This is a genomic window from Micromonospora wenchangensis (genome assembly GCF_002210435.1).
GTDB classification, from domain to species: domain Bacteria; phylum Actinomycetota; class Actinomycetes; order Mycobacteriales; family Micromonosporaceae; genus Micromonospora; species Micromonospora wenchangensis.
Genome location: NZ_MZMV01000050.1, coordinates 23,482 through 44,825, shown reverse-complemented (window position 1 = coordinate 44,825; position 21,344 = coordinate 23,482). Strand labels below are relative to the sequence as shown.

At 71.7% G+C, this 21,344-nt stretch carries 15 protein-coding genes; 7 read left to right on the top strand and 8 right to left on the bottom strand.

Features of this window, described 5'->3' with window-relative positions:
- Positions 1 to 16 precede the first annotated feature (16 nt).
- Positions 17 to 1,330, top strand: coding sequence for an extracellular catalytic domain type 1 short-chain-length polyhydroxyalkanoate depolymerase (locus tag B5D80_RS24570; protein WP_088646302.1), 1,314 nt, complete (start codon positions 17 to 19; stop codon positions 1,328 to 1,330).
- Between the two features lie 159 nt (positions 1,331 to 1,489).
- Here the strand turns inward: B5D80_RS24570 and B5D80_RS24565 are convergent, their stop codons facing one another.
- The 5 genes from B5D80_RS24565 to B5D80_RS24545 form a co-directional block, all read right to left on the bottom strand.
- Positions 1,490 to 3,319 carry an alpha-galactosidase gene (locus tag B5D80_RS24565; protein WP_088646301.1) on the bottom strand — a complete coding sequence of 610 codons (1,830 nt, stop codon included), beginning with the start codon at positions 3,317 to 3,319 and terminating at the stop codon, positions 1,490 to 1,492.
- A gap of 22 nt (positions 3,320 to 3,341) precedes the next feature.
- The gene (locus tag B5D80_RS24560; protein ID WP_088646300.1) at positions 3,342 to 4,811 is read right to left on the bottom strand and encodes an arabinofuranosidase catalytic domain-containing protein; all 1,470 of its coding nucleotides are present in this window, start codon (positions 4,809 to 4,811) and stop codon (positions 3,342 to 3,344) included.
- 101 nt (positions 4,812 to 4,912) lie between these two features.
- Positions 4,913 to 6,304 (bottom strand): extracellular catalytic domain type 1 short-chain-length polyhydroxyalkanoate depolymerase, encoded by a 1,392-nt coding sequence (locus B5D80_RS24555; RefSeq protein ID WP_088646299.1) that lies wholly within the window; start codon positions 6,302 to 6,304, stop codon positions 4,913 to 4,915.
- Between the two features lie 269 nt (positions 6,305 to 6,573).
- Positions 6,574 to 7,557 carry a LacI family DNA-binding transcriptional regulator gene (locus B5D80_RS24550; RefSeq protein WP_211291634.1) on the bottom strand — a complete coding sequence of 328 codons (984 nt, stop codon included), beginning with the start codon at positions 7,555 to 7,557 and terminating at the stop codon, positions 6,574 to 6,576.
- 476 nt (positions 7,558 to 8,033) lie between these two features.
- Positions 8,034 to 9,386, bottom strand: a complete 1,353-nt coding sequence (locus tag B5D80_RS24545) for a LacI family DNA-binding transcriptional regulator (protein WP_088646297.1) — start codon at positions 9,384 to 9,386, stop codon at positions 8,034 to 8,036.
- A 417-nt stretch (positions 9,387 to 9,803) separates the two neighbouring features.
- On the opposite strand from B5D80_RS24545, the gene B5D80_RS24540 reads away from it, so the two are divergent.
- Positions 9,804 to 11,369 carry a glycoside hydrolase family 27 protein gene (locus tag B5D80_RS24540; RefSeq protein ID WP_088646309.1) on the top strand — a complete coding sequence of 522 codons (1,566 nt, stop codon included), beginning with the start codon at positions 9,804 to 9,806 and terminating at the stop codon, positions 11,367 to 11,369.
- 175 nt (positions 11,370 to 11,544) lie between these two features.
- Here B5D80_RS24540 and B5D80_RS24535 read toward each other — a convergent pair whose 3' ends face one another.
- Entirely contained in the window at positions 11,545 to 12,594 is a 1,050-nt protein-coding gene (locus B5D80_RS24535) for a family 43 glycosylhydrolase (protein ID WP_483869381.1), read from the bottom strand.
- Positions 12,591 to 13,616 (bottom strand): LacI family DNA-binding transcriptional regulator, encoded by a 1,026-nt coding sequence (locus tag B5D80_RS24530; protein WP_088646295.1) that lies wholly within the window; start codon positions 13,614 to 13,616, stop codon positions 12,591 to 12,593. Before B5D80_RS24530 ends, B5D80_RS24535 begins: the two co-directional genes overlap by 4 nt.
- A gap of 410 nt (positions 13,617 to 14,026) precedes the next feature.
- Here B5D80_RS24530 and B5D80_RS24525 point away from each other — a divergent pair, with 410 nt between their 5' ends.
- The 4 genes from B5D80_RS24525 to B5D80_RS24510 are packed head-to-tail and all read left to right on the top strand — an operon-like array spanning position 14,027 to position 18,331.
- Complete coding sequence (locus B5D80_RS24525) at positions 14,027 to 15,385, top strand: ABC transporter substrate-binding protein (protein ID WP_211291633.1); 1,359 nt, start codon at positions 14,027 to 14,029, stop codon at positions 15,383 to 15,385.
- Entirely contained in the window at positions 15,382 to 16,353 is a 972-nt protein-coding gene (locus B5D80_RS24520) for a carbohydrate ABC transporter permease (RefSeq protein WP_088646294.1), read from the top strand. The genes B5D80_RS24525 and B5D80_RS24520 overlap by 4 nt, the downstream gene beginning before the upstream one ends.
- A complete protein-coding gene (locus B5D80_RS24515) occupies positions 16,350 to 17,174 on the top strand; it encodes a carbohydrate ABC transporter permease (RefSeq protein ID WP_088646293.1) in 825 nt (274 codons plus the stop codon). Before B5D80_RS24520 ends, B5D80_RS24515 begins: the two co-directional genes overlap by 4 nt.
- A 2-nt stretch (positions 17,175 to 17,176) precedes the next feature.
- A complete protein-coding gene (locus B5D80_RS24510; protein ID WP_088646292.1) occupies positions 17,177 to 18,331 on the top strand; it encodes a serine hydrolase domain-containing protein in 1,155 nt (384 codons plus the stop codon).
- Positions 18,332 to 18,412: 81 nt separating this feature from the next.
- Here the strand turns inward: B5D80_RS24510 and B5D80_RS24505 are convergent, their stop codons facing one another.
- Positions 18,413 to 19,741: a hypothetical protein gene (locus B5D80_RS24505; protein ID WP_088646291.1), complete on the bottom strand. Its 1,329-nt coding sequence runs from the start codon at positions 19,739 to 19,741 to the stop codon at positions 18,413 to 18,415.
- Positions 19,742 to 20,183: 442 nt separating this feature from the next.
- On the opposite strand from B5D80_RS24505, the gene chvE reads away from it, so the two are divergent.
- Positions 20,184 to 21,326, top strand: coding sequence for a multiple monosaccharide ABC transporter substrate-binding protein (gene chvE, locus B5D80_RS24500; RefSeq protein ID WP_088646290.1), 1,143 nt, complete (start codon positions 20,184 to 20,186; stop codon positions 21,324 to 21,326).
- Positions 21,327 to 21,344: the final 18 nt, after the last annotated feature.

Genomic DNA, 21,344 nt, shown 5'->3' with positions numbered 1-21,344 from the left:
GACAGAGGAACCGCCGATGAAACCCCGACTCGCACTGCTGGCCGCCGCGCTGGCGACGGCCCTGGCGACCGTCACGGCCGTGGTCACGGCCCCCAACCCGGCGTCGGCCGCGACGCTGACCCAGGTGACCAACTTCGGCACCAACCCGACCAACCTGCAGATGCACCTGTACGTGCCCGACCGGGTGGCCGCCCGGCCGGCGCTGCTGCTGGCCCTGCACTACTGCACCGGCAGCGGCCCGGCCCTGCACACCGGCTACGGGCTCAGCTCGCTGGCCGACCGGTACGGCTACATCGTGATCTACCCGTCGGTGACCCGCAGCAGCAAGTGCTGGGACGTCTCCTCCCCGCAGGCGCTGCGCCGCGACGGCGGCAGCGACCCGGTCGGCCTCAAGTCGATGATCGACTACGTGCGGAACCGCTACCCGGTCGACGCGAACCGGATCGGCGTCGCCGGGTTCTCCTCCGGCGCGATGATGACCAACGTGATGGCGGGGGTCTACCCGGACGTGTTCAACGCCGGGGTCAGCTCCTCCGGCGTCCCGTTCGGCTGCTTCGCCACCACCAACGGCTCGGAGTGGAACAGCGAGTGCTCCGGCGGGCGGATCGTGAAGACCCCGCAGCAGTGGGGTGACCTGGTCCGCAACGCCTACCCCGGCTACACCGGCAAGCGGCCCCGGATGCAGATCTGGCACGGCACCACCGACACCACGCTGAGCTACGTCAACTTCGGCGAGCAGGTCAAGCAGTGGACCAACGTGCTCGGTGTCTCGCAGACCCCCAGCTCCACCGACTACCCGCAGACCAGCGCCACCCGCACCCGGTACGGCGGCACCGGTGGCACGCCGCCGGTGGAGGCGATCAGCTTCCAGGGCTACGGGCACTCCATCCCGTTCGACGCCGCGCAGGCCGTCCGCTTCCTCGGCTTCGACAGCGCCAGCCCCACCACCGGGCCGCCGAACCCGACGACCACCCCGCCGAACCCCACCACCGGGCCGCCGAACCCGACCACCCCGCCGCCGACGACCCCGCCGGCCACGGGCGGGTGTTCGGCGTCGGTGTCGTTGAATTCGTGGACCGGTGGTTTCGTGGCGACGGTGAAGGTGACCGCGGGTTCGTCGGGTACGCGTGGGTGGACGGTGAGCATGACGTTGCCGAGTGGGTCGAGTGTGACCGGGACGTGGTCGGCGACGGCCAGTGGTAGTTCCGGGACGGTGCGGTTCACGAACGTGGACTACAACGGTGCGCTCGGTGCGGGTCAGTCGACCGAGTTCGGGTTCCAGGGCAACGGCAGCGGGGCGGGGATGACCCCCACCTGCACCGCCAGCTGACCGACCCGACGACGGCTCCGGGCGGCGCACCCCCCGCAGAGGTGCTCCGCCCGGAGCCCCGTCGCGCCCGGACCACCCGGGCGACCTCCGACAGGGCGCAGGGCCGGGGAGCGAACCCGGCCCTGCGCCTCCCTCACCGGCGGAGGCGTCCCCGCCGCGTCACACCGGCGTCCGCCGCCACTGCTGGTTGGCGCCGGCGCCGCAGGTCCACTGCACGACCTGCGCCCCGTCGGTCAGCCCGGCGTTGAGCACGTCGAGACACTTGTTGCTGTGCCGGGCGACCAGTTGCACCCAACCGTCACCGACGTCCTGGAGCCGCCACTGCTGGTTGGTGCCCCCGTTGCAGGTCCACTGCACCACCCGGGCGCCGTCCGCGGTCGTGCCGGCACCGCCGTAGACGTCGAGGCACTTTCCGCTGTTGACGCTCACCACCGTGGACCAGCCGCCACCGACCTCGGAGAACCGCCACCGCTGGTTGGCCTGACCGTTCGCCGCCCACTGCACGACGTTCGCGCCGTCGGTCGTGGCGGCGTTGCTGACGTCCAGCAGCTTCGTGCTGTGCCGGGCGGTCAGCGTGGCGGTCGTCGGGGTCGGGGTGGTGGTCTGCGGCGTCAGCCGGTAGAGCCCGGCGCCGTGGGCGGGCAGCGAGCGGCCGAACGTCCCGGTCGAGGTGCCCAGGGCCGCGCCGGACCACAGGTCCGTCGCGGTGGCCGAGCCGATGCCCAGGTCGGCGAGGTTCAACGACACGGTGGCCGCCGAACCCTCCCGGTTGAACAGCGCGACGTACCGGTCGGCGCTGTCCGGCACGTCGGCCACCCACACCTGCCGGGTGCCGCCGGTGAGCTGCCGGTTGTTGGCGCTGCGCTGGTCGACCGCCAGCACCGCGCTGTTGGTCATCAACGCCAGCTCCGCCGCCCGGTTCTCCACCAGGTTGCCGCCCCACATCAGCGGCACCCGGTTGATCACCCAGAGTGACATGAGGGTGCGCTGCTCGTCCGCACTGAGGTTCGAGTAGCGCGGCGAGCCGACCGGGCCGTACTTCGACAGCCGGCCGATCGGGATCATGTCCGGATCGGGCCAGGCTCCCGTCCTGCGGTACGGCGTCCAGTTGCGCAATTGGTCGAACAGGGCGTCCACCGACGACCAGTTGTCCCACAGGTCGTTGACGATCCGCCACATGTGGGCGTTGCTCTGCACGTGCGGCCCGGCGGACAGCGGCGTGGCCCCCGGCGACAGGCTCAGCACCATCGGCCGGCCGCTGCGCTGGATCGCCGTCCGGTAGCCCTCCACCTCGGACTGCCGGTAGGTCGGCGCGGCGATGTCGTCGATCTTCACGAAGTCGACGCCCCACGCGGCGAGCAACTGGAACACCGAGTCGAGGTACGCCTGCGCACAGGGGTTGGACATGTCCAGCCCCCACATCAGGTTCAGCCAGGCCGCGCTGTTGCCGGCGTCGATCTGGTTGGCCCGGCACGAGGTGCCGAGGATCGGCACGTTGTCCGCGACCGCCTGCCGGGGGATGCCCCGCATCAGGTGTACGCCGAACTTGAGCCCCTGGGCGTGCACGTGGTCGGCCAGCGGCTTGAACCCGTTGTCGCCGGCCGCCGACGGGAACCGGGTGGTGTCGGGCAGCAGCCGCCCGTTGGCGTCCATCCGGAGCCGGGGTTGCAGGTTGGCGTCCTGGTTGGGGCTGCCGTTGTGCTGCCCGGGGAAGTACCAGGCCCAGTCGACGACGATGTACTGCCAGCCGTACTGGCGCAGGTTCGCGCCCATGTAGTCGGCGTTGGCCCGGACGTCGGCCTCGGTGACGCTCCAGTTGAACGAGTCGTAGCTGTTCCACCCCATCGGCGGGGTGTCGGCGACGCCGTTGTCCCACGCCTGCGCCGGCTGGGGCCCGGTGGCGCCGACCAGGCCCGTCACGAGCAGGAGGGTGGTGGCGAGCAGGACGGCCACCCGTCGGGTCGCCGCGGAAGTGACACGGTGCTGCATCGGACCTCCTCGGCCATCGGGGTCAGCGGTAGCCGGCGGCGGTGATGTTGGCCTGCACCGCGTTCTCGGTGGCGTCCGACGGGTAGCCGGCGACCATCGCCCCCTCGTAGAACGTGCCGACGCTCTGGTTGGTGTTGTCGATGCAGCAGTCCCCGCCGCTGCCCAGGATGATCGCGCCCTGCTTGCGCATCGGGCTGTACCCGCGCGGCAGCGACCCGTCGTAGAGGGTGTAGAGGCTGCCGGACTGCGCGTTGCTGCCCTTGATGGCGAACCGTGAGGTGCCGTTGTTCTTCAGGGTGGCGGTGACGAACTTGCTGGTGAACGCCCGCTGGTTGGAGTTCCAGGAGCTGCTGCCGCCCGGGTAGAGGCCGTACTCCAGGTCGGCCTGCACCCACGGGCCGGAGCCGGAGCAGCCGCCGAACCAGCAGCTCGTGCCGAAGTAGATCGCGTCCATCGCGCCCGCGCCGTCGGCCCGCCTGGTGGTCTCGCTGTTGCCGTAGTCGAAACAGCAGCCGCTGTTGACGTGGGTGCCGCTGGTGACCATGTACATGCCCTCGGGCGCGGCGCCGGTCGGCACCCCGGTCAGGTGGCCGTCACGCCAGTAGCTGCTCCTGCCGGGGATGTAGAGCGAGTAGACCTTGTCCCCGCCGACCGTCACCGACTCCTTGTTGGCGACCGCCGGTTGGACGGCGCCACCGACGCCGCCGGAGCCCTGGTAGCCGAGGTTGTTGCCGCGCCCGGACTGGTCGTAGATGACCGTGATGACGCAGGTGGTGTTCGCGCAGAAGCTGTCCTGGCTGGCGGCGTTGGCCCGTCCGCCCGGCGACAGCACCCCGATGTTGCGGGTGGTGTTGTCCGAGGACCGGCGCACCTGGTAGAGCGAGCCGTTGTAGGCGGCGTAGAGCGCCCGGGTGGTGCTGTGCGCCGCGATGCAGGCGGTGCCTCCGGCGGCGTAGATGTCACACGGCTGGCTGGTGCCGGGTGGCGGCGTGGTCGGCGGCGGGGTGGTGGGTGGCGGCGTGGTCGGCGGGGGAGTGGTCGGCGGTGGCCCGGTGGTCGGGTTCACCCCGCCGGTGCAGGTGGTGCCGTTGAGGCTGAACGCGGTGGGCGCGGGGTTGCTGCCGGTCCACGCGCCGTTGAAGCCGAAGCTGGCGGTGCCGTTGGTGGGGATCGCGCCGTTGTAGCTGGCGTTGGTGACGGTGACCTGGGCACCGGCCTGGGTGTAGCTGCCGTTCCAGAGCTGGGTGACGGTCTGCCCGGCGGCGTAGCTCCAGGTCAGCCGCCACCCGTCCACCGCGTCGCCGAGGTTGGTGATGGTGACGTTGGCGCCGAAGCCACCCTGCCAGGACGAGCTGACGGTGTAGTCCACCTGGCAGCCGGCGGCGGCGGCCGAGGCCGAGGTCTGGGTGGCGGCGGCGGTGACGAGCAGCAGGGCGGTGGCGGTGGCGGCGACCAGCGCCGGCCGTCGGCGGAGGAGTCGGTTCTCTCGCACGGGATCTCCTGGTGGTGGAAGGACGGTGCGGTACGCCCGGCGGGCTGGTGGACGGGTCACCCCCCGACGCCGGGCGGGGCGACGGGGGGTGACCCGGCGGGTCAGGCGGTCACGCAGGTCGCGCCGTTGAGGGTGAACGTCGCGGGGGCGGCGGCGTTACCGGTGTGGGTGGCCTGGAAGCCGATCGTCGTCGACGCTCCCGGGGCCAGCGTGCCGTTGTAGCTGACGTTCGTGGCGGTGACCTGGCCGCTGCTCGGCGCGTAGCTGGCGTTCCAGCCGCCGGTGATGACCTGCCCGGCGGGCAGGGTGAACCCCAGGGACCAGCCGTCGAGCGTCGTGCTCCCGGTGTTGACGATGGTGATGCTGGCGGTCAGCCCGTTGTTCCATGCGCTGATCGTGTCGGTGACCCGGCAGGGGCCCGACTGCGGCGACGAGGTCGGCGTGGGCGTCGGGGTCGAGGTGGGGGTGACCGTCGGCGTCGGGGTGGGGGTGACCGTCGGGGTCGGCGTCGGGGTGGGGGAGACCGTCGGCGTGGGCGTCGGGGTGGGTGAGGGCGTCGGGGCGCTGCCGTCCAGGCCGAGGAAGGTGATGGCGTACGCGAGTTGGCCGGCCATCGGCAGCTGGTGACCCACCCCGGCGATGCTGATCCCCTCGACCGGGGACTGCGGGCCCGTCCCGCCGTACCGGGTGCGGGTCCAGGACGACTGCGGGCGGTCGGTGGCGGTGGGCGTGGTGCTCAACCCGTGCAGGTTGGTCCACTGCTTGATCTCTTCACCGAAGTTGGGGTACGCCAGGGTGGTGTCCGTCGCGCCGTGCCACAGCTGCATCCGTGGATAGCGGCCGGTGTACCCGGGGTACATGGCGCGGGCCTGGTCGCCCCACTGCTGCGCCGTCTTGATCACGTTGCCGCCGGAGCACCTGCTGTTCCACAGTGAGCCGTCGGTGGTGGCGAAGCAGCCGGCCGGCACTCCGGAGAACGCGGACGCGGCGGAGAAGACGTCGGGGTACTGCGCCGCGAGCACGTTGGTCATCATCGCGCCGGACGAGAAGCCGGAGACCACGATCCGCGCCGGGTCGACGGGGTAGCGCTGCCGGGCGTACGCGACCATGGACATGATCCCGGTCGAGTCGCCGCCACCGTTGCGGGTGAGCGCGGCGGGGGTGGAGACGTCGAAGCAGTTCCCGCTGCGGGTGGCCTCGGGCACCACGATGAGGTAGCCGTAGCGGTCGGCGGCGGTCACGTAGTCGTGCCCGTTGCCGTTGAAGATGCCGCTGGCCGAGCCGCCGCAGTAGTGCACCAGGAGCAGCAGCGCCGGGCGGGCCGCCAGGGTGCTCGGGGCGTACAGGTACATGTTGAGGTTGGTGGGATTGTTGCCGAATCCCGTGACTCTGGTCAGGGTCGCCGCGGTCGCGGGCTGTGCCGTCACCAGGACGGTGGCTGCCGCGACACCGAGGACGACGGCTGCCAGCGCGGCGCGCAGACTGCCCTTCATCGGTGGCCTTTCTTCCAGGGTGGGAGCGCCGCGCCGGGGACTGGTGCGGGCGTCACGCCGGCGTCGGCCGGTCCCGGGATCGAAAGAGAGGTCGCCGGGCGGTCCGAGGTCGGTCCCGAGAATTGACGATTGTCGTTACGTTAACGTTAACAATGACCGCTGTCCATAGCTGGTGGTCGCGGCCCGCGAGTTGACCCGGCCCCGCCCGGTCGGCGCGGCCGGTGGCGGCGGTGGGCCCCTGCGGTGACGACGACGGTGCTACCGGCCGGTCACCGGGGCGGGGCGACGCTGTCCCGGGTGACCAGGGTGGGGGAGACGGTCCGCCGCAGGGTGTGGTCGACCCCCGCGTCGATCTGCGCGAGCAGCAGGTCGAGGCTGGCCTCCGCCACGGTGTCGAAGTCCGGCCGGACGGTGGTCAACGGCGGGATGAAGTACGCGGCGTCCGGCACGTCGTCGAAGCCGACCACGCTGACCTCGTCCGGCACCCGCCGGCCGTGCTCGTGCAGCGCGTGCAGCACGCCCAGCGCGAGATCGTCGTTGGCCGTGAAGATCGCGGTCACCTCCGGGGTCCGGGCCAGCATCTGCCCGCACCGGTACCCCGAGGCGGCGGACCAGTCGGCCTGGAGCACCGGCGGGATCTCCGCTCCCGCCGCCTGCAACGTCTCCCGCCACCCCGCGATCCGCCCGGCGCTGTCGAACCAGTCCGCCGGGCCCGACACGTGCCAGACCGTGCGGTGACCGGCGTCGAGCAGGTGCCTGGTGGCCAGCCGGCCCCCCTCCACCTGGTCGATGGTGACCAGCGGCACCGGTCGCCGGGGGTCACCGTCCACGGTGACCAGAGGAATGTCGGTGGGCAGGCACTCCAGCGCCTCACCTGCCGACTCCACCGGCGCGATCACCACGATGCCGGCGACCCGGTGGGCGAGGTGCCGCTCGACGACGGCGGTGATGGAGGTGCGGTCCAGGTTGCGCACGCTGCCCACGCTGACCGCGAAACCCGCCTCGGCCGCGGCGAGTTCGAACGCGGACAGCAGGGAGGCCGGGCCGTAGAGGGTGGTGTTGAGCGCCACCACACCGAGCACCTGGGACCGCCCGGTGACCAGGGTGCGGGCCGCCCGGTTGGGCCGGTAGCCGAGTTCGGTGATCGCGGCCTGGACCCGCAGGCGGGTCTGTTCCCGCACGTGCGGATGACCGTTGAGGACCCGCGACACGGTCTGGTGGGACACTCCGGCGAGGCGGGCCACGTCTCTCATCGCTGGAGCGCGCACAGTCATCCCACACCTCTCGGTCCGCCCCGCAGCCCGTTGCCGGCGAAGCGGCCCGGCCCGGCGTCCGGGCAGGGACGACGGACACGAGGCATGGGCGCACACGCCGTGGACAACGCTGGATCAGCGAGAGTCTACGCGGCGTGTCGCCCCGTATGGGTCGGTGACGCGACCGAGTATCGTCCGCGTGCCGTGATATTCGTCATCACGGATCGCGGGCGGTGTGCGAACTGGCGGTGACGGGTGGCCTGGTCCCTCCCTGGGTCCTCGCGGGTGCCCGGCCCGCGTCCGCCGGGCCGGCCGACCTGTGGTGCAGCGTGTCCTCGACCGGCGGGTCGGGGGCGCGTCGACGGCGGGGGAAGCGCGCCACGACGACCTGCCGTATCGATCGGATCGGATGCTACTCGAAACGGTTCGGTAACGACAAGGACAGGTTTCCGCGATCCGGTGCAGCCCCGGCCGGGTCAGTGCTCGTACGCGACGGCGGTGCTGTCCCGCACCACCAGCGTGGTCGCCAGCTCCACCCGGGTCTGGGCGAGGCTCTTGTCGGCGGCCAGGGTCAGCACCATCCGGGCCGCCGCCGCGCCCATCTCGACCAACGGCTGCCGCACCGAGGTCATCGGCGGCCCGCAGAACATGGTGTAGGGGATGTCGTCGAAGCCGACCACGCTGAGGTCCCGGGGGATCCGCCGGCCGGCCAGCCGGGCCGCCTCGTAGACCCCGAGCGCCTGCAGGTCGTTGCCGCACACGATCGCCGTCGGCGCCGGGTCCTGCCGGAGCAGTTCCTGACCGTGGTTGAGGCCGTCCTCGAAGGAGAACCAGTGGCCGTGGCGCAGCCAGCGCGCGGGTAGTCCGACGCCGGCCGCCTCCAGGGCGGCCCGCGCGCCGTCCAGCCGGGCCTTGGCGCAGAGCCGTTCGGTCGGTCCGGAGATCACCCCGATCCGGCGGTGGCCGAGGTCGAGCAGGTGGCGGGCGGCCTCGAAGCCACCGCTCCAGTTGGTCGAGGTCACCGACGGGACGGCGTGCAGCGGCGGCTCGCCGGTGGGGTCGAGGACCACCAGCGGGATCGCGCTCGCCGCCAGCAGGGCGTGTTGTTCGGAGGTGAAGCCGAGGTGGACCGCGATCACCCCGGTCGGGCGGCGGGCGAGCAGGTCGCGGGCCCAGAACCGCCCCTCCGAGACCTGCCGGCGGGCGTCGGTGAAGCCGACGGCGAACCGGTGCGCCCCGGCGACCTGCTGCACCCCCTGCATGATCATCACCGCCAGGTTGCTCTGCATGCCGTAGAAGACCACCTCCACGCTGGCGTGCGGGGTGCCCAGTTCCGGCCGGCGGTAGCCGTGCTCGCGCAGCAGCGCCTCCACCCGGGCGCGGGTCTCCGCCGCGACCCCCGCGCGGCCGTTGAGGACCTTCGACACGGTGGGTGTCGACACGTCCGCCAGTTGGGCGATGGTGGTCAGCGTGGGCTCGCCCCGCCTGCGGCTGCGCCGCTGCGGTCCGGTCGCCCGACCCGTCGGCGCGGTGGGCGCGGGCACGGACGCGTCGGGGGCGGGGCCGACCGGGGCCGGACGGGCGTCGTCCGCCGGTGTGCGCGGTGCCGGCGTCCGCCCGTGCTGTCGTCGTACCGTGTCGAGCAGCCGACTGCGGACGGATTCGGCGTGCCGCGCGGCGACCGGCCCGGCGGGTACCGTCTCGGTGAGGTAGCGCCGCCGCTTGGACACCGGGTCGATGCCGGCGTACACCCGCACCCGCAGGGAGCCGCTGGGCAGCTCCTCGATCTCACCACGGGCCCGTCGACCGGGCCTGGAGCCAACTGGCATGGAGCTATCGTATTCGATGTCGGGTGGCTGGATGGCTCCATGATGGCTCCATGAGCGCGGGCGTTCCCGTGTCCACCGGCCCGACGTCCGCCCGGCGCGGTCGGTCCGCCCCGTCGACCGACCCGTGACACCCCGCCGTCGACCGTGACGCCCCTGGGGGCGGCGGGCCGGCCGGATATCGATCGATACATGGAAGCGGTTGAATACCCCGAAACGCTTCCGTAACATGGGGGGCCATTGTTAGCGCTCACACCGGGTGGTCGAGCGGACGGGTTCCCGCGTCCGCCGCAGGCCCCGGCCGGGGCGGCGCCACTGATTGGAGACCTCGTGAAGCGATTCGTGCGAGCCCGGAGCTGGGGGCGGGCGGCAGCGGCCGGCCTGCTCCTGGCGGGCGTCCTGGTGGGCGTGCGCGCCCCGATGGCGCAGGCGTTGGACAACGGGGTGGCCCGCACCCCGCCGATGGGGTGGAACAGCTGGAACTCCTTCGGCTGCAACATCAACGAGGCCCTGATCCGCCAGACGGCCGACGCGCTGGTCAGCAGCGGGATGCGGGATGCCGGCTACCAGTACGTCGTGGTCGACGACTGCTGGTTCAACCCCAACCGGGACTCCGCCGGCAACCTCCAGGGTGACCCGACCCGCTTCCCCAGCGGCATGAAGGCGCTCGGCGACTACATCCACGCCCGGGGGCTGAAGTTCGGCATCTACCAGGTCCCGGTCGACAAGACCTGTGCCCAGTACTTCAACTCCTACCCGGGCGCGACGGGCAGCCAGGGCCACGAGGCGCAGGACGCCCGGCAGTTCGCCGCCTGGGGTGTCGACTACCTCAAGTACGACTGGTGCTCGCCGAACGGGTCCATCGACCAGCAGGTCGCCACGTTCGCCAAGATGCGCGACGCCCTGGCGGCCACCGGCCGGCCGATCGTCTACAGCATCAATCCCAACAGCATCCACGCCAAGACCGGCCCGCAGCGCAACTGGGGCGACGTGGCGAACATGTGGCGCACCACCGAGGACATCACCAACACCTGGAACAGCGGGCAGACCAACGGCTACCCGATGGGCATCCAGAACATCATCGACGTCAACGTGCCGTTGGCCCAGTACGCGAAGCCCGGCGCGTTCACCGACCCGGACATGATGGAGGTCGGCCGGGGCGGCATGACCGACACCGAGATGCGCAGCCACTTCGCGATGTGGGCGATCATGGCTTCCCCGTTGATCGCCGGCAACGACGTCCGGTCGATGAACGCGGCCACCCAGACCATCCTCAAGAACGCGAACCTGATCGCCATCAACCAGGACGCCCTGGCGTTGCAGGGCGCCCAGGTCTCGTTCGACGGCACCCGCCGGGTGCTGGCCAAGCGGCTGGCCAACGGGGACGTGGCGGTGGCCCTGTTCAACCAGGGCGGCTCGACGACGACGATCTCCACCACCGCCGCCGCGATCGGCAAGTCCGGGTCCTCCTTCACCCTGGTCGACGCCTGGACCAACGCCAGCACCACCAGCACCGGCACCATCTCGGCCAGCGTGCCGTCGCACGGCACGGTGGTCTACCGGGTCAGCGGCGGTGGGACCGCCCCGCCGACGACGCCGCCGCCGTCCACGGCGAACGCGCTGTCCAGCGTCTCCTCGGGCCGCTGCCTGGACGTGCCGCAGAGCAACACCGCCAACGGCACCCAGCCGGTGATCTGGGACTGCAACGGGGCGGCCAACCAGCGCTGGACGGCCAACGGCCAGACCCTCCAGGCCCTCGGCAAGTGCCTGGACGCGCCGCTCAACGCCACCGCCGGCGCCAAGGCCCAGATCTGGGACTGCAACGGCGGCACCAACCAGCAGTGGACGTTCAACTCCAACGGCACGATCAGCAACGTGCAGTCCGGCCTGTGCCTCGACGTGAACAACAACGGCACCGCCAACGGCACCACCGTGCTCCTGTGGACCTGCACCGGGGCGGCCAACCAGCGGTGGAACCGGATCTGACCGGGCGGATCGCGTCGGCTCGTCCGGCAGCCCCCGGACGAGCCGACGGCGATCGGGTGCCGGACCCGGACGGTGTGGTGCGGGCACCGTCCGGGTCCGGTCGTCCGACGTCCCCGTCGACGTGCCGGTGGACGTCGTCCCGCCCGCTCGGACGACCGGGCGGGGTCGGGAACCCTCAGCCGGTCGCGGCGACGGCGGACGTGTCGACCGGGGTCAGCCCGGTGGCGGCCCGGTAGCGGACCGGGATCGGGTCGGTCAGCGCGCCGACGAACTCCCCGTCGACGTGGTCGAGGAACCCGATCAGGGACCAGTCGCCGGTGGGGCCGGCGACCAGCCGGGGAGCGTAGAGGTGCGGGTGCGGGAACGGCCGGGCCGCGGCTACGTCCCACGGGCCGCGTACGTCGTGCCCCTCGACCGCCCAGATCCGGTGGCCGTCGCGGCGGGTGCCGGCGGCGTCGGTGGAGAACAGCAGCAGCGGTTGCCCGTCCACGACGGCGACCTGCGGCACCTCCAGGTGCCCGAACCCGGCGGGCACCGACAGCGGCGGCTGCACGGTCCAGTGCAGCAGGTCCGGTGAGGTGGCGTGCCCGACGACGCCCCGGGCCTCGGCCGGGCCGGTGTTCACCCGGGCGGTGACGAGCATGTGCCATCCGTCGCCGTCCGGGTCGGGGAACACCCACGGGTCACGCCAGGCCTGCTCGTACCAGAGGGTCCGGTCGAGCAGCTCGTACCAGGTGGGGTCGGCCTCGACCAGCGGCCCGGTGCCGTACCGGTGCCAGGTGGTCAGGTCGTCGGAGACGGCCAGGCCGATCCGCTGCACCAGCCCGTCCTCGGCCCGACCGACCCCGGTGTAGAACAGGTACCACCGCCCGTCCGGGCCGCGCACCGTGCATCCCGTCCAGGTGGCGAGGTCGTCCCAGCTCGGCGCGTCGGCGGGCACGATCGCGTCGGCGACGAGCTGCCAGGTGCGCAGGTCCGTGGAGACGGCGTGGCCGATGGTGGCACGGCGGTGCCGGCGGTGCGGGTCGTGCAGGGCGCGGGAGGCGCGCAGGAAGAACGCGTGCCACCGGTCGGTGTCGTCCCGGGCGTACCAGCTGTCCCACACCCAGTGGTCGGGTAGACGTAGCATGCCGGGGAAGCTAGCACTAAATCGTTTTAGCGGCCAGGTCGGCCCTCCTGCGACGACCCGCGCTGGCGTGGTCGACGGGCGGTGGGGGAGGGCTATCCGGCCGGGGCGGCCAGGGAGCGGCGGCGGCGCAGCGGCATGGGGACGAGCGACGGCGTGGCCCCGCCGCCGTCGAGCAGGATCTCGACCGCCCGCCGACCCATCTGCTCGTGCGGCAGCGCCGTGGTGGACAGGCCGGGGCGCAGCCAGGCGGCGATCGGGTCGTCGTCGAACGAGACCACCGAGATGTCGTCCGGGACGGTCAGCCCCGCCTCGGCGAGCGCCTGGTAGGCGCCGAAGGCCAGCCGGTCGTTCATGCAGATGATCGCGGTGGGCCGGGTCGGCCGGCCCAGCAGCGTCCGCATCGCGGCGTAGCCGTGTTCGGGCAGCCACTCGGCGCAGAAGCACTCGGTCAGCAGATCGACCCCGGCGTCGTCCAGCGCCCGGTGGACGCCGCGCAGCCGGGCGCGTGCGGCGAGGGAGACCTCGGCGTCGTCCTCCTTGAGCCGGTTGCGGCCGATCAGCGCGATCCGGTCCCGGTGGCCGAGGTCGAGCAGGGCGGTGGTGACCGTACGGCCGGCCCGCTCGTCGTCGGGGAGCACGCAGGGCAGATCGTCGGGGCTGGTGGCGTTGAGCAGCACCACCGGGCCGCCGAGGATGGCCGGGGGCACGGTCAGCCGGCGGGTGGCCATCGCGGCGTAGATCACGCCGTCGACCTGCCGGTCGAGCATCGCCTCGATGGCGTACTGCTCGAAGGTGGCGTCGCCCTGCGTCTCGGTGATGAGCAGCACGTGGTCCCGCTCCCGGGCCGCGTCGAGCGCGCCCCGGATGAGGCCGCCGGCGAACCGGGTGGTGGCGACGATGTCGGAGACGAACGCGATGGTGGCGGTCTTGCGGGTACGCAGGCTGCGGGCGGCCAGGTTGGGCCGGTAGCCGAGTTCCTCGGCGGCGGCGAAGACGCGCTGGTGCGCCTCGGCCGACAGCCGGGTGCCCTCCCGGCCGTTGAGGACCATCGACGCGGCGGTCTTGGACAGCCCGGCCCGCCGCGCGACGTCGGCCAGGGTTGCTCTGTTGCGGCCCATCAGTCCTCCGAATCGCCGGCGGCGTCGCGGCCGCGCTCCCGCCCATCATGATGCGTGGTCCGGCCCGGCCCGGTGTCGGCGGTCACCCCGGGTGTGTGTCGGTCACCACCCGCTACGGCCGGTGGAGCGGGTGGCCGAGCGTGAACCGGATGTTTCCGGACCGTTGCCTTTTGGTCCTTGACAGCTCAGGTCGCCGCGCGCATGCTCTGCTAAATCAGTTTAGCGGCTACTTTTGACAGGTCGGGCGGCACCCTCGGTGACCCTCGGCATGGTCATCGGTAACGACAACGCGTGCTGCGGCGGCACGCCGACGGCGACGTACTGTTGCGGCTGGTCACCCACCGTAACGACCCGCCGGCTCGGCCCGCACCGCGGCCGGGGCACGCACGGAAGAGTCGAGGAGTCCTCAATTGGCTACACCACTGGCAAGGTTCTCCCGCCGGACGGCGCTCCTGGCCCCCGTGCTGGCGTTGGGGCTGGCCGCCACGGCGTGCAGCGCCCCCGGGGCCGACGACGCGCCGCGCACCGGCGGCGACGCCACCGTCAGCACCGAGCTGGGCAGCGACCCGATCACCCTGGAGATGTACGCCGAGACCGGCTTCCCGCTGGCCAAGGCGCTGGCCGACGAGTTCACCAAGCAGCACCCGAACGTCAAGTTCAACATCCGCGAGGACCAGTTCACGGTCATCGTGGAGAACGCGCCCCGGGTGATGGCCTCGGACAACTCGCCCGACATCATCCGGCTCCCCACCATGGTCGACCTGGTCAAGGACGACCTGCTCAAGAACCTCGACCCGTACTTCACCGCGTACGGCTGGGACAAGTTCCCCGCCTCGCAGCTGGTGCAGCTGCGGGTCGGCGACGGCGGCACCACCCGGGGCACCGGGTCGCTGTGGGGGATGGGCCTCGGCTACAGCGTCACCGGGGTGTTCTACAACAAGAAGCTGGCCGAGCAGGTCGGCATGACCCAGCCGCCGGCCACCATCGCCGAGTTCGAGGAACTGCTGGCCAAGGCCAAGTCCGCCGGCGTGCAGCCGATCATGCAGTTCAACAAGAACACCGCGGGCATCAACTTCCCGCACCAGGCGTTGCAGAACCAGTTCGGCGACCCGGCCCAGGTGGCCGACTGGATCTTCCAGAAGCCCGGCGCGACGTTCGACACCCCGGCCGCGCTCAAGGCCACCCAGACCATCCAGAAGTGGGCCCAGGCCGGCTACTTCCCGAAGGACGCCAACGCGCTGGACTACGCGAGCATGGTCGGCGAGTTCCAGAAGAACAACGGCCTGTTCATGTTCAACGGCGACTGGGAGTCGGCCAACCTCGACAAGACGATGCCGGGCAACGTCGGCTTCTTCCTGTTCCCGACCGAGTCGGCCGGCGGCAAGCACGTGGCGATGTCCGCCCCGAACACCTTCGGCATCGGCGCCAAGGCCAAGAACCCCGACGCCGCCGCGTACTTCCTGAACTGGGCGCACACCAACGCCACCGCCCGCGAGATCGCGGTCAAGATCGGCGGCTCCAGCCCGGGTGGCCCGAGCGACCTGCCCGTGCCGGCCGCCGCCCCCGGCACCGTGCTGGCCGAGACGCTCAAGGCGTCCCAGCAGCTCGGTGAGGAGAACGGCGCGGTGGACTTCACCGCCAACGCCACCGGTGGCATCTTCGCCGCGGCGATCACCCCCGAGATGCAGAAGCTGATCGCCGGTCAGCAGACCCCCGAGGGGTACGTGAAGGCGGTCCAGGCCGAGTACGCGAAGGAACTGTCCCGATGACGTCTGCCCTCGGCAGCGTACCGACCGGGCAGGGTGGGACGGCACCGTCGCCGGACCGTCCCACCCGCCCGTCGCCCGCGCGGGCCCACCGGAGGCGGTGGGCCCGCGCGGGCGGGACGGGCTGGCTCTTCGTCCTGCCCGCCGTGCTGATGTACGCGGTGTTCGTGCTGCGCCCGCTCGCGCTGACCATCCAGTACTCGTTCTACAACTGGAACGGCATCGGGGTGGCCCGCTGGGCGGGGCTGGACAACTACCTCACCGTGTTCACCGACAGCGACCTGTTGAAGATCATCGGCAACGCGCTCGTCCTGATCGTCTTCTTCAGCTTCGTCCCGGTCGCGCTCGGCCTGCTGGTGGCCAGCCTGGTCCGCCGGATCACCACCGGCGTGTTCGGCACCGTCGTCCGGACGGTGCTGTTCCTGCCGCAGGTCATCCCGCTGGTCGCGGCGGGCATCGCGTGGAGCTGGCTGCTGTCGTCCAACGGCCTGGTCAACCAGGTGCTGCGGGCGGTCGGCCTGGGTGGGGTGGCCCGCGCCTGGCTCGGCGACTTCGACACCGCGCTGCCCGCCGTCGGCGTGATCGGCGCCTGGGTCCTGCTCGGACTCTGCACGATCCTGCTGGTCACCGGCATGAGCAAGATCGACCCCGCGCTGTACGAGGCGGCCCGCCTCGACGGCGCCGGCCCGGTCCGCGAGTTCTTCGCCGTCACCCTGCCCAGCCTGCGCCAGGAGATCGGCGTCTGCCTCACGGTGACCATCATCGCCGCCCTGGCCAGCTTCGACATCGTCTACATCTCGACCAGCGGCGGCCCCGGCCTGCAGACCACCGTGCCCGGCCTGGAGATCTACCGGCTGGCCTTCTCGCAGCGCCAGGTCGGCCTCGCCTCGGCGCTGGCCGTCGTGCTGATGCTGCTGGTGGTGCTCTGCGTGCTGCCGATCCAGCGACTGACCCGGGGGGACAAGTCATGAACCTGAGCCGGCGCGAGAACCTGACCGGCCGGGTCTTCCTGCTCGTCCTGGTCGTGGTCACCCTGCTGCCGTTCGTCAGCATGCTCTCCGCGGCGTTGCAGCCCCGGGGCACCGTGCCCAGCGGCCTGGCCTGGCCGTCGGACCCGCAGTGGGGCAACTTCGCCGACGCCTTCACGGTGGCGAACATGGGCGCGCTGCTGCGCTCCAGCCTGCTCATCGTGGCCGGGGTGGTGCCGGTCTCGGTGCTGATCGCCACCATGGCCGGCTTCGGACTGGGCCAGCTCCGGGTCCCCGGCGGCCGGATCGTGTTCGCCCTGCTGCTGCTCGGCCTGACCCTGCCGTTCGAGGCGGTGGTCACCCCGCTGTACTACCAGATGCAGGATCTCGGCCTGCTCAACACCCGCTGGGCGATCATCCTGCCGCTGATCGGCCTCTACATGCCGTTCGCGGTGTTCTGGATGCGGGCCCACTTCAGCAACGTGCCGGTCGAGCTGTCCGAGGCGGCCCGGGTCGACGGCAGCAGCACCTGGCAGCTCTTCTGGCGGGTCCAGGTGCCGCTCGCCCGCCCGGCCATCGCGTCGCTGACCATCCTGATGTTCCTCTGGACGTGGAACCAGTTCCTGCTGGCCATCGTCCTGGTCGACGACCCGGCCAAGCGGACGATGGCGGGCGCGCTCGGGGCGTTCCAGGGGCAGTGGGGCACCGACCTGGTGCTGTTGTGCGCCGGCTCGCTGCTGATCCTCACCCCGACCCTGATCGTCTTCCTGATCTTCCAGCGTCAGTTCATCAAGGCCCTGATCCAGGGCTCTCTGAAGGGATAGCAGTGGCCACGCAGCCGCAGATCCACGGCGACGCCGACGAACGGTACGGGCGGGTGGCCGACGTCTTCCGCGCCAACTTCACCGACCGGGGGGAGGTCGGCGCGGCGGTCACCGTCTACGTCGGTGGTCGCCGCGTCGTCGACCTGTACGGCGGGACGGCCGACCCGCGCACCGGCCGGCCCTGGACGGCGCACACCCCGGTCGTCGTCTACTCCTGCACCAAGGGCATCCTGGCGGTCTGCGCCTACCTGCTGGTGCAGCAGGGCCGACTCGACCTGGACGCGCCGGTCACCCGCTACTGGCCGGAGTTCGGCCGGCACGGCAAGGCCGACATCCCGGTGCGTTGGCTGCTCACCCACCAGTCCGGCCTGCCCGCGCTCGACCGCCCGTTGACCCTCGACGAGGTGCTCGCCTGGGACCCGGTGGTCACGGCGATCGAGGCCCAGACGCCGCTGTGGGAGCCGGGCACCGCGCACAGCTACCACCCGATGACCTACGGCTGGCTGATCGGCGAGGTGATCCACCGGATCACCGGCCAGCTTCCCGGCGCGTTCTTCCGGGACGCCCTGGCGACGCCGCTGGGCCTGCGCACCTGGCTGGGGCTACCGGCCGCCGAACGGGACACGGTCGCCTGGAACATCGCCCCGGCACCCGAGGCGGAGCCGTTCGTCGACCCGGTGGCCGACCGGGGGATCACCATGGGCGGCGCGTTCGCGTTCCCCGCCGACGACGCCGGCCTGGTCAGCTTCAACGACCCCGCCATCCAGGCCGCCGGCATCCCGGGCGCGGGCGCGGTGAGCACGGCCGACGGGCTGGCCCGCCTCTACGCCGCCTGCGTGTCGCCGGTGGCGGGACCGCCCGTGCTCGACCCGGCGTCGGTCGACGACGCGACCGTCGTGCGGTCCCGGGGCCAGCAGCGGCACGGCCCGCCGGACACCGGCCAGCGGTGGGGCACCGGCTTCCTGCTGCACTCCCCACCGGCCCGGCCGCTGCTGTCCGAGCGCAGCTTCGGCCACGACGGCGCGGGCGGCAACCTCGGCTTCGGCGACGACGCCCACCAGGTCGGCTTCGGCTACGTGGTGAACCAGATGCAGGGCATGGGTGACGAACGCGCCAACCTGCTGACCGCCGCCCTGCGGACTTGCCTGGACGACTGACCGGCCGGACCCGACGCGTCGCGCCCCGGGCGTCCCGACGAGGGACACCCGGGGCGCGCTGCCGTCGGCCGCCGCGCCGGCTCAGCGGCCAGCCCGTGCCGGCTTGCGCTGGGCCAGCAGCCAGCGCAGGATGCGGCCGTCCTCGTAGGTGGGCCCGAACGCGGCGTGGTAGTCCGGGAGGGTGAACGCCGAGTCGGCGTACTCGGTGTAGCGGACCAGGTCGGCGATCTGCGCCGGGGTCCTGCCCCGGGCCTCGTACGCCTGCCGCAGCGCGGTCGCGGAGTTGCGGGCGCCCGCGACGGGGAGCAGGTGGTCGTGCTCGCCGTGGGTGATCCAGACCGGTACCCCGGCGGCGGCGATCGCGGTGGCCTGGCCGGCGTCGACCGGGAAACCCCCGGTGACCAGCCCGCCGGCGAACAGGTCCGGCCGCTTGGCGAACGCCTCCCACAGCAGCTGCGAGCCGTACGACACGGTGGTCGCGTAGACCCGGCGGCGGTCCACGGCGTACTCGTCGACGAAGCTGTCGAGCAGCTTGACCAGCAGGTCGGCCTCGGCCACGCCGCCGACCCGCTGGTGCTGCGGGGCCAGCACGATCACGTCCTCGCGGCTGCCGGTCCAGCCCGGCTGCGACCAGGCGGTCGCCGGGATGTCGGCGGCGAGTTGGACGCCGAGGTTGTCGCCGTCCCAGCCCATCCCGTGACCGGGCAGGACGACCATCAGCGGGTAGGCGCGGCCCGGCCGGTAGTCGCGCGGCAGCCGGTAGTGGTAGGGCAGCACGGTGCCGGCGCTGACGAACGAGCCGGAGCGGAACGCGTCGACCTCGCGGTCGACAGGCGGCTCGGTGACCGGCCGGGACTCACCCGGGGTCGCCCTGGCCAGCACCGGGCCCCTGCCGAGGCCCCGGCCGGGCTGGGCGTGCACGTCCTTGCGCTGCACCACCCGGGTGGGCAACTCGGGGTTGACCTTCACCGAGCATAGGAACGTCGGGCACTTGGAGACGATGACCGTCCAGCCGCCGGGGTCGGCCGGGTCCAGCTCGACGATGACGTACCGGCCGGGGGCCGAGCGGTGGTCGGGGCGCAGGGCCGGCGCACTGTTGGTGTAGGTGCGGGTGACCGTGCGGTCGGCGAGCTTCGGCAGGTCCTCGATGGGGTTGAAGCGGAAGTTGTAGATCGTGTCGGCCACGGTGAAGGTGCCGTTGTCCAGGGTGCGGGGGTTGACCGTCGCGCCGTACTCGACGGCCACCGCGGAGACCTTCTGGCCGTAGGTGTAGACGGTGGTGATCGGGGTGATGCTGCGGATCGCGTCCCGGCCGCCGCGGTCGGCGACGGGCGCGGCGTACGCGACGCCGGCGGGGGCGACCAGCGCGAGTGTGGTGACGAGCGGGATCAGTCCGGTGCGCAGTCTCATCCGGGTCCTTTCCTGGGGACACGGCCGCCCGACGCCGGTTGGTCCGGCTCGCCGGTCGCCGGGTCGGGTGTCCGGCCCGGCGTCGACCGACTGTGCAGAAAGGACGGTCGCTAAACTGATTTAGCAGAGCATGGTCGTCGGCCCGCGTCGTGTCAATGGCGAGCCCGTAACAAGCCGGAAACCTGGCGTGACGATCGCGTCGGCGTGCCCCGGCCCGGTGGTCGGCCTCCGGTGCGGGGTACCGCGAACCGGTTCGCTGGCCAGGGCCCCGGCGGTCGGTCGGGCCCGGCGGGCGGGTGATCCACGCGGTGTGCCCCGTTACGAGACCGTGACGTCCGGATTTCCGGGGGACTGTTGACGGCGGCGATGTGAGCGCTAACACTACCCCGAAAGGTGACAGGTGGTCCCCGCAGTCGGCGGGAGTTCCGGAGAGGAGAAACCTGTGCGCAGGAAATTCCTGGTCGCGCTCGGCGGCGCGGCACTGGCGTTCAGCCTGGCCGCGTGCAGCGGCGGGGGTGCCGGCAGCGGCGGTGACACCAGCGACAAGAAGCCCGCCGACCTGACCATCGGCGTCTCCATGCCGACCCAGACCTCGGAGCGGTGGATCGCCGACGGCAAGGCGGTCAAGGAGAAGCTGGAGGCCAAGGGCTACAAGGTCGACCTCCAGTACGCAGGCGACGACATCCCCACCCAGTCCCAGCAGGTCGACCAGATGATCACGCAGGGCGCGGACGTCCTGATCATCGCGGCCATCGACGGCACCGCGCTCAGCGGCCAGTTGGACGCCGCCGCCGCCGCGAAGATCCCGGTCATCTCCTACGACCGGCTGCTGCTGGGCAACAAGAACGTCGACTTCTACGTCAGCTTCGACAACTACAAGGTCGGGGTCGCCCAGGCGACCGCCCTGCTGGTGGGCCTCGGCCTGCAGACCAAGGACGGCGGCAAGGGCACCGCGACCGGCCCGTTCAACGTCGAGCTGTTCGCCGGCTCGCTGGACGACAACAACACCCAGTACTTCTGGGGCGGGGCGATGGACACCCTCAAGCCGTTCATGGACAACGGCACCCTGAAGGTCAAGTCCGGCCAGACCCGCATCGAGCAGGCGGCGATCCTGCGCTGGCAGCAGGAGACCGCGCAGAAGCGGATGGAGGACCTGCTCACCTCCGGCTACAACGACGGCACCGTGGTCAACGGGGTGCTGTCGCCGTACGACGGCATCTCCCGCGGCATCATCACCGCCCTGCAGAACGCCGGCTACGGCAAGGGCGCCAAGAAGCTGCCCGTGGTGACCGGTCAGGACGCCGAGATCGCCTCGGTCAAGCTGATCAACGACGGGGTGCAGAGCTCCACCGTCTTCAAGGACACCCGACTGCTCGCCGAGCAGGCCGTGATCGCGGCCGAGGCGTTCCTGCAGGACAAGGAGCCGCAGGCCAACGACACCAAGACCTACAACAACAAGGTCAAGGTCGTCCCGTCGTACCTGCTGCCGATCGAGACCGTCTACAAGGACGACATCACCAAGGTGCTCGTCGACTCCGGGTACTGGTCGGCCGACGAGGTCGCCGCCGGTCAGGCCAAGAAGTAAACCGGTCGTCGGGCGCGG